At 68.4% G+C, this 13,572-nt stretch carries 13 protein-coding genes; 3 read left to right on the plus strand and 10 right to left on the minus strand.

Annotated features, from left to right (window positions below; translation table 11 throughout):
- Positions 1 to 34: 34 nt before the first annotated feature.
- Entirely contained in the window at positions 35 to 577 is a 543-nt protein-coding gene (locus tag QFZ21_RS03410; protein ID WP_307374440.1) for a TetR/AcrR family transcriptional regulator, read from the plus strand.
- Positions 578 to 592: 15 nt separating this feature from the next.
- Here QFZ21_RS03410 and serA read toward each other — a convergent pair whose 3' ends face one another.
- From serA to QFZ21_RS03425, 3 genes are all read right to left on the minus strand, one after another.
- On the minus strand, positions 593 to 2,197 hold the full coding sequence (serA, locus tag QFZ21_RS03415) for a phosphoglycerate dehydrogenase (RefSeq protein ID WP_307374443.1): 1,605 nt from the start codon (positions 2,195 to 2,197) through the stop codon (positions 593 to 595).
- 140 nt (positions 2,198 to 2,337) lie between these two features.
- The gene (locus QFZ21_RS03420; protein ID WP_307374445.1) at positions 2,338 to 2,670 is read right to left on the minus strand and encodes a hypothetical protein; all 333 of its coding nucleotides are present in this window, start codon (positions 2,668 to 2,670) and stop codon (positions 2,338 to 2,340) included.
- Entirely contained in the window at positions 2,667 to 3,134 is a 468-nt protein-coding gene (locus tag QFZ21_RS03425; RefSeq protein WP_307374447.1) for a hypothetical protein, read from the minus strand. Before QFZ21_RS03425 ends, QFZ21_RS03420 begins: the two co-directional genes overlap by 4 nt.
- An 81-nt stretch (positions 3,135 to 3,215) precedes the next feature.
- On the opposite strand from QFZ21_RS03425, the gene QFZ21_RS03430 reads away from it, so the two are divergent.
- Positions 3,216 to 4,154: a hypothetical protein gene (locus tag QFZ21_RS03430; RefSeq protein WP_307374449.1), complete on the plus strand. Its 939-nt coding sequence runs from the start codon at positions 3,216 to 3,218 to the stop codon at positions 4,152 to 4,154.
- Between the two features lie 95 nt (positions 4,155 to 4,249).
- On the opposite strand, the gene ilvC is transcribed toward QFZ21_RS03430, so the two are convergent.
- The 7 genes from ilvC to QFZ21_RS03465 form a co-directional block, all read right to left on the minus strand.
- Complete coding sequence (gene ilvC / locus QFZ21_RS03435) at positions 4,250 to 5,278, minus strand: ketol-acid reductoisomerase (RefSeq protein ID WP_307374450.1); 1,029 nt, start codon at positions 5,276 to 5,278, stop codon at positions 4,250 to 4,252.
- A gap of 70 nt (positions 5,279 to 5,348) precedes the next feature.
- A complete protein-coding gene (ilvN, locus tag QFZ21_RS03440; RefSeq protein WP_307374452.1) occupies positions 5,349 to 5,861 on the minus strand; it encodes an acetolactate synthase small subunit in 513 nt (170 codons plus the stop codon).
- A 3-nt stretch (positions 5,862 to 5,864) separates the two neighbouring features.
- Positions 5,865 to 7,667, minus strand: a complete 1,803-nt coding sequence (locus tag QFZ21_RS03445; RefSeq protein WP_307374454.1) for an acetolactate synthase large subunit — start codon at positions 7,665 to 7,667, stop codon at positions 5,865 to 5,867.
- A 48-nt stretch (positions 7,668 to 7,715) separates the two neighbouring features.
- The gene (ilvD, locus tag QFZ21_RS03450; protein WP_307374456.1) at positions 7,716 to 9,434 is read right to left on the minus strand and encodes a dihydroxy-acid dehydratase; all 1,719 of its coding nucleotides are present in this window, start codon (positions 9,432 to 9,434) and stop codon (positions 7,716 to 7,718) included.
- Positions 9,435 to 9,443: 9 nt separating this feature from the next.
- Positions 9,444 to 10,241: a trehalose-phosphatase gene (gene otsB / locus QFZ21_RS03455; protein ID WP_307374458.1), complete on the minus strand. Its 798-nt coding sequence runs from the start codon at positions 10,239 to 10,241 to the stop codon at positions 9,444 to 9,446.
- A 24-nt stretch (positions 10,242 to 10,265) separates the two neighbouring features.
- Positions 10,266 to 11,696, minus strand: coding sequence for a trehalose-6-phosphate synthase (locus QFZ21_RS03460; RefSeq protein WP_307374460.1), 1,431 nt, complete (start codon positions 11,694 to 11,696; stop codon positions 10,266 to 10,268).
- Between the two features lie 70 nt (positions 11,697 to 11,766).
- Entirely contained in the window at positions 11,767 to 13,041 is a 1,275-nt protein-coding gene (locus QFZ21_RS03465; RefSeq protein WP_307374462.1) for an MFS transporter, read from the minus strand.
- Between the two features lie 211 nt (positions 13,042 to 13,252).
- On the opposite strand from QFZ21_RS03465, the gene QFZ21_RS03470 reads away from it, so the two are divergent.
- Positions 13,253 to 13,552 carry a hypothetical protein gene (locus QFZ21_RS03470; RefSeq protein ID WP_307374464.1) on the plus strand — a complete coding sequence of 100 codons (300 nt, stop codon included), beginning with the start codon at positions 13,253 to 13,255 and terminating at the stop codon, positions 13,550 to 13,552.
- Positions 13,553 to 13,572: the final 20 nt, after the last annotated feature.

Below are 13,572 nucleotides of genomic sequence, written 5' to 3' on the forward strand. Positions count from 1 at the left end.
GTTAGTAAACCGTCCAGATGGTATAGTAACAGACATGCCTCGACCTCCCCTCGCCCGCGAGAAGGTGCTCGACGCCTTCGAATCGATCGTGATCGCCGACGGAGAGCGCGCCGCCACCCTCGAGGCCACGGCCAAGGCGGCCGGCGTCTCCAAGGGCGGACTGCTGTATCACTTCGGCTCGAAGGAAGAACTCGCGGCGGGCCTGCTGGACCGGCTCGACGCCCTGACGACCGCCGACCTCGAGATCATGGCGTCGGCAGAGGAAGGGCCAGTCGCCTATTACGTGCGCACCTCGGTGATGGAGGACGAAGCTCTCGATCGCGCGCTCATCGCGGCCTCACGGCTCGCGCAGGGCGGAATGGTCGCCGCCGCCGAGGGGCTGCGCAACAACCGTCGCCGCTGGCAGGAGGCGATCCGTCCGCACGTGCGCGACGCGGCGAGCCTGGACCTGGTCATGCTGCTCAGCGACGGCCTCTACTTCAACAACTCGCTGGACGTGCACGGAGCCGAGCGGCTGGTCCCCCACCGCGAAGAGCTGGCTGCGTTGATCGCGCTGGTCCTGAAGGCGACTGCGTGACGGCAGTCTCCCCGCTCAGATCTCGGTGATCTCGATCTGACGGAACAGGTCGGCGTCGATCGCGTCACGCACATCGTCGAGTAGCTCATCCGAGACCGGCGAGTCGAGCGTGAGAACGCTGAGCGCCTGTGCGCCCGCCGCCTGACGCGCGATCTGCATGCCCGCGATGTTGATGCCCGCCTCGCCGAATTTCTGGCCGTACACGGCCACGATGCCCGGGCGGTCGGTGTACAGCATCACGACGTGGTGCTTCTCGATCGGCAGTTCGAGGGTGTGATCGTTGATGCCGACGAGCTTCTCCGCCTGCTTCGGCCCGGTGAGGGTGCCGGAGACCGACAGCTGCGAACCGTCCGAGAGCGCGCCGGTGAGGGTGATGAGGTTGCGGTACTCGTCGCTGACGTCGTCCTTGAGCAGGCGCACGGCGATGCCGCGCTGCTCGGCGAGCAGCGGCGCGTTCACGTACGACACGGTCTCGCTGACGATGTTCGTGAAGACGCCCTTGAGGGCGGCCAGCTTGAGCACGCTGACGTCGTACTCGTTCAGCTCGCCGTGCACCTCGACGTCGAGGCTCGTGAGAGGCGATGTCGCGAGAGCGGCGAAGATCTGACCGAGCTTCTCGACCAGCGAGATTCCGGGGCGGACATAGGGGTCGATCACGCCGCCGGCGACGTTCACCGCGTCGGGGACCAGGTCGCCACCGAGGGCCAGACGCACGGAGCGGGCGACGGAGACGCCGGCCTTCTCCTGCGCCTCTTCCGTGCTCGCGCCCAGGTGCGGGGTCACGACCACGTTCGGAAGGTCGAGCAGCGGGCGCGCGGTGCCGCCCTCTGCCGGCGGCTCCGACGTGAAGACGTCGAGACCGGCGCCGGCGATCTCACCGGCGACGAGTGCCTCGTGAAGAGCGGCCTCGTCGATCAACCCGCCGCGAGCGACGTTCACGACGAAAGCGGTCGGCTTCATGGCCTTGAACTGCTCGGCGCCGATCATGCCGGTGGTCTCCGGCGTCTTCGGCATGTGAATGGTGAGGAAGTCGGCTTCTGCCACGAGCTCGTCGAGGGTGAGGAGCTGCACGCCGAGCTGCTGGGCGCGAGCGGAGGTGACATAGGGGTCGTACGCGACGACGCGCATGTCGAAGGCGGCGAGACGTGCGGCGACGAGAGCGCCGATGCGGCCGAGGCCGACGATGCCGACGGTCTTCTCGAAGAGCTCGGCTCCCGTGAACGAGCTGCGCTTCCACTGTCCGGCCGAGAGAGAGGCGTGCGCGGCGGGGATCCGACGCGCGAGGCTGAGGATGTGGCCGACGGTGAGCTCGGCGGCGGAGACGATGTTCGACGTCGGCGCGTTGACGACCATCACGCCCGCCGCGGTGGCCGCCTTGATGTCGACGTTGTCGAGGCCGACGCCGGCGCGCGCCACGACCTTCAACTGCGGCGCGTGGGCGAGCGCCTCCTCATCGATGTGCGTGGCCGAGCGGATGAGCACGGCGTCGGCATCCGCCAGCGCGGCGAAGAGCGCTTCCCGGTCGGTGCCGTCGACGTTGCGAACGTCGAAGTCGGGGCCGAGGGCCTCGATCGTGGCGGGAGAGAGCACTTCGGCGATGAGCACAACGGGCTTCGGCACAGAGAATCCTTCGGGGCAGCACGACAGGCGGGAGGGGCCGATGCGCCGCACACCGTGGGGGCGCGATCACCTCAACCCTACCCGAGCGGTCGCCGGGCTCCGTGCCGTGTGACGCCTCGCGTCCGTGGCCGAGCCCGACGTCAGGCGCTGGGCAGCGTGAGACTCAGCGCGATGAGACTCATCCAGAACACGGCGACGATCCCCAGTCCGGCGAGGAAGGTGAGCGCGAGTTCGCCCACCCTGCGGCGGCGACCGATGGCGTACGCGAACGCGAACACGATGGCGGGGAACACCACGCCGAAGAGCAGGGCCGCCCATCCGGTGCCCGTGAGGCCGCCCTGCGCCATCGTGATGAGATGCGCGACGGCGTTCCACACCGCGTAGGCGTAGAAGAGTCCCGCCAGCCCGATCACGAGGCCCACGATCCACCGCGGCGAGCCCGCCGAGGTCTCGGTCGTCTGCACGTCGCTCATGCTCCGATCACCCCCACGGTCACGAACGGCCAGGGCACGAGGAGGACGACTCCCGCCAGGAGCACCGCGACGCGGACCCACCCTGCCTTGCCCCGTGTCAGCACCCAGCTCGCGAGGAACCAGAGCGCCGGGGCGGCGATGGCCAGGACGAACCAGGGCAGGAACATCGCATCGTCGACGAGGAAGGAGGCGAGCGGCTTCAGACGCAGTCCCCCGACCACCCAGCCGATCGTGTAAAGCAGGTACACGCCGCCCACGACACCGAGGATGAGGAGCATCGCCGTGCTCAGCGGTGCGTGCGGCTCGGCGGAGGCCGGCGTGACGGTACCGTCCTCCTCGACGCGGCCGACCGCTCCGCTGCCCTTGCCGACGGCGTTCCATCCCTGGGGCAGGGCCGGGTCCTTGGGTGTCGTCGTCGCCTCGTCGCCGTCCCAGCTGAGCGCGTCGTCGGAATCGGAAGTCATCTCCCCAGAGTAGGACACGCCGTCCACTATGCTCGGTGGCATCCGGGCCACGGGGGCCTTCGGCAACGGGAAGAGGTCGTCGTGGCTGAGAACAAGAAGGTGGACCGCGCCACCCCGAGCGAGACGGGCACCACCGGCGGCGAACCGCCCGCAGGGTGGACTCCGACAGCCGACGCGAAGAAGCAGGCCACGACCTTCCGCTGGGTCGCCGCCGTCCTCTGGGCCCTGGCCATCGCGGCAGAGGCCGTCGGAATCTTCTGGGTGCTGCGGCAGCGCGTCTTCGTCGGCGAGGACGGCGCGCTCGTCCGCGACGCCGACACGGGCCTGCTGCGCGAACAGGGCGTCACCGCGCAGTTCCCGCAGTGGGCGTTCATCACCCTTCTCGTCTTGCTGGTCGTCATCGCAGCCCTGTCGATCACCGGCTCCGTGCTGTGGAAGAAGGCCAACCGTCTGGACCCGGCGCGGAAATCCGACACGGTCCGCTTCTTCGTGCAGAATCAGCTCGGTGCCATCATCGCCGTGATCGCGTTCCTGCCGCTCATCATCCTGGTCTTCCTGAACAAGGACATGGACAAAGGGCAGAAGACCATCGCGGGGATCGTCGGCATCGCCCTCGCCGCCCTCGCCGCCGTCCTCGGCACCACGTTGAACCCGCCGTCCGTCGAGCAGTACACCGCCGACCAGTCAGCGGTCATCCAGCTTCTCGGTCAGGACGAGGTCGTGTGGGTCGACGGCGGCGCGGTCTACCACGTGTGCGATGAGGTCTCGGCGATCCAGACCGGCAGCGAGATCCGCACCGGCACGACGGCCGAGGCGATCGAGGCCGGGAAGATCCGCCTCACGCTGCAGTTCGCCTCCGAGCTGCGCGCCTGCGACCTGGCCGTGCCCGAGAACGACGAGGAGATCACCGCTGCCCTCAAGGCGATCCAGGCCGGTCAGGTCGACACGTTGCTTCCCGCTCCCGTCTGGGCGGATCCTGAGGATGCGCCGATCGAGATCGAGGAAGCGCCCGCCGAATAAGCGGACGAGCGGCTTCGCTGGCGGCCACGTCCCTCCCCCATGTACAAGAACGGGCACCCCCGAAGGGGTGCCCGTTCTTGGTGGATCAGCTCAGATCAGCGCGCAGCGCTGCCGTCGACGTAGTCCTCGTCGGTCTGCTTCCAGGCGAAGAGCGAGCGCAGCTCCTTGCCGGTGACCTCGATGGGGTGCTGCTCTTCCTTGGCACGCAGCGCGAGGAACTCCTCAGCGCCGTTGTCCTGGTCGTCGATGAAGCGCTTGGCGAAGGCACCGGACTGGATGTCCGCGAGGACGCCCTGCATGCTCTCCTTGACGCGGGCGTCGATGACGCGGGGGCCCGAGACGTAGTCGCCGAACTCGGCCGTGTCGGAGATCGACCAGCGCTGCTTGGCGATGCCGCCCTCCCACATCAGGTCGACGATGAGCTTGAGCTCGTGGAGCACCTCGAAGTAGGCGATCTGCGGCTGGTAGCCCGCCTCGGTGAGGGTCTCGAAGCCGGCCTGCACGAGGTGGCTGACGCCACCGCAGAGCACGGCCTGCTCGCCGAACAGGTCGGTCTCGGTCTCTTCGGTGAAGGTCGTCTTGATGACGCCGGCGCGAGTGCCGCCGATGGCCTTGGCGTACGAGAGTGCGGTGTCCCAGGCGTGACCCGACGCGTCGCGCTCGACGGCGATGATGTCGGGGATGCCGCGACCGGCGACGAACTCGCGGCGCACCGTGTGGCCGGGAGCCTTCGGCGCGACGAGGATGACGTCGACGCCCTCGGGAGCGTCGATGTAGCCGAAGCGGATGTTGAAGCCGTGCGCGAAGGCGAGGGTCTTGCCCGCGGTCAGGTTCGGCGCGATCGACTCGCTGTAGATGGTGCGCTGGTGCTGGTCCGGCGCGAGGATCATGATCAGGTCGGCCCACTCGGTGGCCTCGGCGACGGTCTTGACGGCGAAGCCCGCCTCTTCGGCCTTCGCGGCGGACTTGGAGCCCTCCTTGAGCGCGATGGCGACCTCGACACCCGAGTCGCGCAGGTTCTGCGCGTGGGCGTGACCCTGCGATCCGTAACCGACGATCGCGACCTTCTTGCCCTGGATCAGGGACAGGTCTGCGTCGGCGTCGTAGAAGATCTCGGTGCTCACGGTGTGTTTCTCCTTGTTTGTGGTGTGCAGGTCGGACTCTCGTCGAGAGCCCGGCGAGTGTGTGGAAGTGTCAGCCGCGCAGAACGCGCTCGGTGATGCTCTTGCCGCCGCGGCCGATCGCGAGGAGACCCGACTGGGCGATCTCCTTGATGCCGAACGGCTCGAAGGCCTTGAGCAGGGCTTCGACCTTGCCCTTGTCTCCGGTGACCTCGACGACGAGCGCATCCGGCGCGTAGTCGACGACCGACGCGCGGAACAGGTTCACGACCTCGATCACGTTCGATCGCGTGGAGTTGTCGGTGCGCACCTTGACGAGCATGTGCTCGCGCTGCACGGACGACGACGCATCGAGCTCGACGATCTTGATGACGTTGATCAGCTTGTTCAGCTGCTTCGTCACCTGCTCGAGCGGAAGCTGCTCCTCCACGTCGACGACGACCGTGATCCGAGAGATGCCCGGAACCTCGGTGACTCCCACGGCGAGGGACTCGATGTTGAAGCTGCGACGGGCGAACAGCCCGGCGACACGGGTGAGAAGACCGGGACGGTCCTCCACCAGCAGGCTCAGCACATGGGTCGACATGGGTCAGTCCTCCTCGTCGAAGGTGGGCGCATGGTCGCGCGCGTACTGGACATAGCTGTTGCTGACTCCCTGCGGGACCATCGGCCACACCATCGAATCGGCGCTCACCACGAAGTCGATCACCACCGGACGATCGTTCGTCTCGAGGGCGAGCTTGATCGCGGCATCCACCTCCTCCGCCTTCTCCACGCGGATCGCCAGGCAGCCGTAAGCCTCACCGAGCTTCACGAAGTCGGGGATGCGCACGGTGCCATGGCCGGTGTTGAGGTCGGTGTTCGAGTGGCGTCCGTCGTAGAACAGCGTCTGCCACTGGCGCACCATGCCCAACGACGAGTTGTTGATGATCGCGACCTTGATCGGGATGTTGTTGATCGTGCAGGTCGCGAGCTCCTGGTTGGTCATCTGGAAGCAGCCGTCGCCGTCGATCGCCCACACCGGGCGATCCGGCTCGGCGACCTTCGCGCCCATCGCCGCGGGAACCGAGTAGCCCATGGTTCCGGCACCGCCCGAGTTCAGCCAGGCGTTCGGGCGCTCGTACTTGATGAACTGCGCCGCCCACATCTGGTGCTGACCGACGCCGGCGACGTAGACGCCCTCCGGACCGGTGAGCTCACCGATCCGCTGGATCACGTACTGCGGCGCCAGCAGACCGTCGTCCGGGGGCGTGTAGCCGAGCGGGAACTCCTCGCGCAGTCCGTCGAGGTACGACCACCACTCGGCGATGTCGGGCTGGGTGCCGCCGACGACTCCGCGGAACGCAGCGTCCAGGTCGATCAGCACGTCGCGCACGTCGCCGACGATCGGCACGTCGGCGTTCCGGATCTTCGAGATCTCGGCCGGATCGATGTCGACATGCACGACCTTCGCGTTCGGTGCGAAGTCGGCGGCCTTCCCCGTGACGCGGTCGTCGAACCGTGCGCCGAGCGCGACGATCAGGTCGGACTCCTGGAGGGCGAGCACGGCCGGAACGGTGCCGTGCATGCCCGGCATCCCCAGGTGCTGCTGGTGCGAGTCGGGGAACACTCCCCGCGCCATGAGCGTCGTGACCACGGGCGCGTTCGTCGACTCCGCGAGAGCCAGCAGTTCGGCCGCCGCGCGACCGCGGACCACGCCACCGCCGACGTACAGCACCGGCTTCTTGGCCTCCGCGAGCAGGGCCGCTGCGGCCTGGATCTGCTTGCCGTGGGCCTTGGTGACCGGACGGTAGCCCGGAAGATCGACCTTCGGCGGCCAGATGAACGGCGCCGACTTCTGCTGCGCGTCCTTGGTGATGTCCACGAGCACCGGCCCCGGGCGCCCCGTGGAGGCGATCTCGAAGGCGGCGGCGAGGGCCCCGGGGATCTCGGAGGGCTCCTTCACCAGGAAGGAGTGCTTGGTGATCGGCATGGTGATGCCGACGATGTCGGCCTCCTGGAACGCGTCGGTCCCCATCAGGTGGCTGAACACCTGACCGGTGATGGCGACGATCGGCACCGAATCCATGTAGGCATCGGCGATCGCCGTGACCAGGTTGGTCGCACCGGGGCCCGATGTCGCGATCGCGACGCCGGTGCGGCCACTGGCGGAGGCGTATCCCTCGGCAGCGTGGCCCGCGCCCTGCTCGTGACGGACGAGGATGTGGCGCACCGTCTCGTCGTCGAGCAGCGGGTCGTACACCGGCATGATCGTCCCGCCGGGGATGCCGAAGACGTCGGTCACACCGAGAAGACCGAGGGACCGGACGACGGCCTCGGCGCCGGTGAGCTCGGGTGAGGAGGCCTTCGGGGACGGTGGCCGTGGAACGGCCGAAACGGAGTCAGCAGTCATGTCATTCCTTGATGATCTGAGAGTTCGTCAGTAGCGGGCCGACGTGGATCACCCGGTCGTCGCGCCTTCTGCAGCGGAACGCACGAGTCGCGAGTACTTGGCAAGAACTCCACGGGTGTAGCGCGGGGGAAGCGGCTCCCAGCCAGAACGGCGGGAGGCGAGCTCAGCGTCGTCGACGAGTAGGTCGAGAGAGCGAGCTGCGATATCGACCCGTATCAGATCACCATCGCGCACGAAGGCGATGGGACCTGCGTCCACCGCTTCGGGTGCTATGTGGCCGATGCACAGGCCGGTTGTGCCGCCTGAGAATCGTCCGTCAGTCAAGAGTAGTACATCTTTTCCGAGGCCAGCGCCCTTGATGGCGGCCGTGATCGCCAGCATCTCGCGCATGCCCGGTCCGCCCTTCGGACCCTCGTAGCGGATGACGATGACGGTGCCGGGCTCGATCTCGCCCTCGGCGACGGCATCCATCGCCGCACGCTCGCGCTCGAAGACCCGCGCGGGTCCCTCGAAAACGGCCGCGTCGAAGCCGGCCGTCTTGACGACGGCTCCGTCGGGCGCCATCGAGCCGTGCAGGATCGTGAGCCCGCCGGTGGCGTGGATCGGGTTGTCGAACGTGTGGATCACGGTGCCGTCGATCGGCTGCGGGTCGAGCTCGGCGAGGTTCTCGGCGAGCGTCTTACCGGTGACCGTGAGCGCGTCGCCGTGCAGCAGACCTTCGTCGAGCATCGCCTTCATGATCACCGGGATGCCGCCGTGCCGGTCGACGTCGTTCATGACGTACTTTCCGAACGGCTTCATGTCGGCCACGTGCGGAACCTTGTCACCGATGCGGTTGAAGTCGTGCAGGCTCAGCTCCACGTCGGCCTCGCGGGCGATCGCCAGCAGGTGCAGCACCACGTTCGTCGAGCCGCCGAGAGCCATCGCCAGCGCGATCGCGTTCTCGAACGCCTCCTTGGTGAGGATGTCGCGGGTCGTGATCCCCTGGCGCAGCAGGTTGACGACGGCCTCGCCGGAGCGGTGCGCGTAGTAGTCGCGACGGCGATCCGCTGCGGGCGGCGCGGCGGAGCCGGGAAGGCTGAGGCCGAGCGCCTCGGCGACGGATGCCATGGTGTTGGCGGTGTACATGCCACCGCACGCACCCTCGCCCGGTGCGATCGCGCACTCGATGCGCTTGAGGTCCTCCTCGCTCATGAGCCCGGCGCGGCACGCGCCGACGGCTTCGAACGAGTCGATGATGGTGACGTCCTTCTCGGTGCCGTCCGAGAGCTTCACCCAGCCGGGGGCGATCGAACCGGCGTACAGGAAGACGCTCGAGAGGTCGAGGCGGGCGCTGGCCATCAGCATCCCGGGGATCGACTTGTCGCAGCCGGCGAGGAGGACGGATCCGTCCAGCCGCTCGGCCATCATCACGGTCTCGACCGAGTCGGCGATGACCTCGCGCGACACGAGCGAGAAGTGCATTCCCTCGTGGCCCATCGAGATGCCGTCCGAGACGGAGATCGTGCCGAACTGCAGCGGATAGCCACCGCCGCCGTGCACGCCCTCCTTGGCGCCCTGCGCGAGCCGGTCGAGGCTCAGGTTGCAGGGGGTGATCTCGTTCCAGCTGGAGGCGATGCCGATCTGCGGCTTCTCCCAGTCTGCGTCGCCCATGCCGACGGCACGGAGCATTCCGCGGGAGGTCGTCGCCTCGATGCCGTCGGTGACGACGCGACTGCGGGGCTTGATGTCGATGGGCGCGCTGTGAGAAGGATCATGCGAGGACATGACGGAAGTCTATTCCCGCAGAGAGGCGCGCTCGTCCGCGAGCGCCTCCAGAAGCTCGGCCATCTGTTGTGGGTTCTCCACACGCAGGATGGCTGCGCTCTCCCCCGGACCCACGCGCACCCCGAGGTCGCCCGGCTGCAGCACGCGCATCGCATCCTCGTCGGTGGCGTCGTCCCCGGCGAAGAGGATGCCGGTCGCGTCGAAGTGGTCGCGCAGCGCTGCCATCGCAGCGTCCTTGCCCTCCACCCGCGAGGAGAACTCCAGGACGCGGTGTCCGGCGCGGCGACGCCAGTGCGGGAAGCGCTCGGCGACGAGTGCGTCGATCTCCGCGAAGACGCGCACCTCGGTGTCGCGGTCGGCGCGGCGGGTGTGCACGCCCATCCCGAAGGTCTTGGGCTCGAACTCGGCACCCTCGTAGCGTTCGATGATGGGACGCGCCGCCGCCCACAGCTCTTCGCGCGCTCCGTCGTCGGTGGCGTCGCCCGTCGCTGCGGCATCGCCCTCCCCCGGGAACCAGTACTGGGCTCCGTGGGATCCGGCGAGCGCGATCACGGAATCGTCCGTGTGCTCGGTGATCACGCGGAGATCGTGCATGCTGCGTCCGGAGACGTAGGCGACGACCGTGTCGGGGAGGGCCGCCAGTCTTGCGACCTGCGTCGCGACGGCGGGGAGTGCTCGTGCGGCCATCGGGTCGGGCACGAGAGGCGACGCGGTTCCGTCGAAGTCGAGCGAGACGACGAGCCGAGGTGTCGCGGCGAGCGCCGACAGGTCGGGGTCGGGGGTTCCGGGGGTCCAGCTGCGGGTCACGTGCTCTTCCGTTCTCGTGTGCGGTCAGCGGGCGTCGCGCGCTGAGGCGAGGGCCGTCAGGAACGACTCCGACCACGCGGTCACGTCGTTGTCGAGCACACGGCGCCGCAACGACCGCATGCGTCTCGCCTGTTCCCTCGGCGGCATCTCGACGGCGCGCATGATCGACTCCTTGAGCCCCTCGATGTCGTGAGGGTTCACGAGGATCGCGCTGCCGAGCTCGTCCGCGGCGCCGGCGAACTCGCTCAGGACCAGCACCCCGCGGTTGTCGATCCGGGTGGCGACGTACTCCTTCGCGACGAGGTTCATGCCGTCGCGCAGTGCGGTCACCAGCATCACGTCGGCGGCGAGGTACAGCGCGACCATCTCCTCGCGGGGGTAACCCTGGTGGAGATAGCGGATCGCGGTGTGGCCCATGGTGTCGAAGTCGCCGTTGATCCGGCTCACCGAGAGCTCGATCTCATCGCGCAGGTTGGCATAGGCATCGACCCGCTCGCGGCTGGGGCTGGCCACCTGCACCAGGGTCACGTCCTCGACCGAGAGCAGCCCGTCACTGAGCAGCTCGCCGTACGCCTTGACACGGTGCCCGATCCCCTTGGTGTAGTCGAGACGGTCCACTCCGAGCAGGATGTGCTTCGGGTTGCCGAGGTTCTCGCGGATCTCGGCGGCGCGCGCCTGGATGTCGGGCCGTGCCGCGAGCTCCAGGTAGGGCGCGGTGTCGATCGAGATCGGGAACGCCTTCACCAGCGCGCGATGCGACTCGCCGCGCTCGTCGATCTCGCCGTTGCCCGACGGCACCGTGACGAACGACGACTTGATCTCGTACTTGAGGCGGCGACGTACGGCGTTGAGGAAGTTCGTGGCGTCCGTCGCCCGCTGGAAGCCGATCACATCGGCTCCGAGCAGACCCCGCAGCACCTGACCGCGCCAGGGCAGCTGGGCGTACAGCCCGTGTGCGGGGAACGGGATGTGGTGGAAGTAGCCGATCGTCACGTCGGGCCGCAGAGCCCGGACCATCTGAGGCACGAGCTGCAGCTGGTAGTCGTGCACCCACACCGTCCCGCCCTCGGCGACGGCAGCGGCTGCGGCGTCGGCGAAGCGACGGTTGACCGCGACGTAGGCGTCCCACCATTCCCGGTGATACTGCGGCGGGGCGATGACGTCGTGGTAGAGCGGCCAGATGGTGTCGTTGGAGAATCCCTCGTAGTACTCCGCGATCTCCTGCTCGCTCAGGGCGATCGGGATCAGGCGGATGCCGCCGGAGGTGAACGGCTTGAGCTGGAGGTCGGGCTGCCCCGGCCAGCCGACCCAGGCCCCGTTGACGCTCTTCATCACGGGTTCGAGCGCGGCGACCAGCCCTCCGGGAGAGGTGCGCCACACCTCTTCGCCCTCGGGTCCTGCGATGCGATCGACGGGCAGCCGGTTGGCGACCACGACGAAATCTGCGGCAGCCATGATGACTCCTCACGCCAGGGGTTGGATGGTGTCCAGGCTATCGAGGTTGCGGCGTTCTGTTCGCCAGTCCTCAGGCGGTGGCGGGCGACAGCCGAGGGCCGGGCCTGCTGAGGAACCAGTTGGCCAGCCCGGCCGCGAAGGTGACGGTCGCGGCCAGGATCGGGAGCAGGAGTGCCGGAGCGGTGCCGATCTGCTCGGCGATCGCACCGGTCACGGCGGCGCCGATGGACTGTCCGACGACGACACCGGAGCCGAGCATCGTCATCACCGTGGCCGAGCGCCCGAGCGGGCTGCGAGCCGCGCCGAAGCTGTACTGCGTGACCAGGGTCGGCCCGATGCCGATGCCCATGATCCCCAGCGCGACCATCATCGTGCCGGGAGAGTCGACGAAGACGAGGAGCAGGGTGCCGGCGAGAAGGATTCCCGAGAAGACCACCCATCGCGCGCGGAGCGAGAAGCGCGGAGGAAGCCACGCGACGCCGAGGGCCAGGATCGCCGATCCGACTCCCATCACCCCGTAGAGGAGGCCGGCCTGCTCGGGCGCCCCGAGGTCTGCCATGAACGAGGTGAGCGCGGTGAGCATCGTCCCGAAGAAGATCCCCACGCCCAGGATGCCGAGCACGACGATGAGCAGCTGCGGTCGGAAGAGGTCGGAGACGGTCGAGGGCGCCTTGCCGTCGGAGTCGCGCTCCTGGGACACGTGCCGCCCGCTCGGATGCAGCGCGAACGCGCCGACGAACACGACGGTGAGCACGGCGGCGCCCACGAGCGGAGCCCACGGCGCGAGAGCCGAGGCGAGGATGCCGACGATGAAGGGCCCGAACACGAAAACGGTCTCGTCTGCCGCGGACTCGTAGGCCATGGTCCCCGAGAGGGTGCGGGTGCGGGTGGCCTCCGGCATCCTCTCCCGGATCATCGTGACCAGTCGCGAGCGGGACAGCGGCGCGACCTGCGGTGCGGTCGCACCGATGCCGACGGCGGCGAGCAGCACGAAGGCGTTTGCGCCGGAGCCGTAGACGACGACCGTGAAGAGCACCAGCATCGCTCCGTTGGCGAGCGCGAGCACGGAGAGGACCCCGCGCTGTCCGAACCGGTCGGCCGCCGCGCCCAGGAGCGGCCCGAAGCAGGCGGTGCCGAGGCCGACCGCCGCAGACGTGAGGCCGCCCAACGAGAGCGAGCCGCGGGCGGCCACCACCACGGTGAGGACGCCGACGACCATCATCGCGAACGGCAGCCGGGCGATGAAGGCGATGAGGAAGTACGGGAGACCCGCGAGACGGAGCAGGCTCGTCTCGTCGGAACGGGAGGCCGCGTGTTCGGGTGTCTGTGAGGAAGCGTGTGTCATGGCTCTCGCGCGTCGAAGACGCGATCTCGGGTGCCGCCGCTGTCCGCAGGAATGCCCGCGGCCGGTAGATACACGGTGGTGCGGCCGCGGATGGACCGCGACGCCCCCATGGTATCGGTTCAGCCTGAACAGGAGCAGGACCCCTGACAGGATCAGGACCGGGTTGTCAAGGCTCGGTGCCGCATCCGACGCCGCCGGGTACCGTAGGGGAATGCGCTACCTCTTCAGCACCGGACTCATCGCAGCGATCTCGGCCGGGGTCTCGCTGCTGCGTGGCACTCGCCAAGAACCGATCACCTGGCGCTCGGCGCTCTCCTGGGTGAGCTGGGGCATCACGATGGCTCTTGCCGTCGGAGCCGTCGTCGACATGAACCGTTCGCGGCGCGGCGTGCTCGTCGACGCCGACTCCCCGCAGTCGGTCAAAAAGTCGAAGAAGGCGCAGCGTCTGCAGTTCCGGTCGCAGAAGGCACTGGCCGACGCCCAGGACCACGCGCAGGACCGACGCAGCTGAGCGTCGCTCTGGTCGGGCCC

It is taken from the genome of Microbacterium sp. W4I20 (assembly GCF_030816505.1).
Classification (GTDB): domain Bacteria; phylum Actinomycetota; class Actinomycetes; order Actinomycetales; family Microbacteriaceae; genus Microbacterium.

Excerpts from the sequence above, each read along its gene's own strand:
- QFZ21_RS03425 (WP_307374447.1), bottom strand. The coding sequence starts at position 3,134 with ATGACTTCCGATTCCGACGACGCGCTCAGCTGGGACGGCGACGAGGCG.
- QFZ21_RS03465 (WP_307374462.1), bottom strand. The coding sequence starts at position 13,041 with ATGACACACGCTTCCTCACAGACACCCGAACACGCGGCCTCCCGTTCC.
- QFZ21_RS03460 (WP_307374460.1), bottom strand. The coding sequence starts at position 11,696 with ATGGCTGCCGCAGATTTCGTCGTGGTCGCCAACCGGCTGCCCGTCGAT.
- ilvN (WP_307374452.1), bottom strand. The coding sequence starts at position 5,861 with ATGTCGACCCATGTGCTGAGCCTGCTGGTGGAGGACCGTCCCGGTCTT.
- QFZ21_RS03420 (WP_307374445.1), bottom strand. The coding sequence starts at position 2,670 with ATGAGCGACGTGCAGACGACCGAGACCTCGGCGGGCTCGCCGCGGTGG.
- QFZ21_RS03410 (WP_307374440.1), top strand. The coding sequence starts at position 35 with ATGCCTCGACCTCCCCTCGCCCGCGAGAAGGTGCTCGACGCCTTCGAA.
- ilvD (WP_307374456.1), bottom strand. The coding sequence starts at position 9,434 with ATGTCCTCGCATGATCCTTCTCACAGCGCGCCCATCGACATCAAGCCC.
- QFZ21_RS03470 (WP_307374464.1), top strand. The coding sequence starts at position 13,253 with ATGCGCTACCTCTTCAGCACCGGACTCATCGCAGCGATCTCGGCCGGG.
- QFZ21_RS03445 (WP_307374454.1), bottom strand. The coding sequence starts at position 7,667 with ATGACTGCTGACTCCGTTTCGGCCGTTCCACGGCCACCGTCCCCGAAG.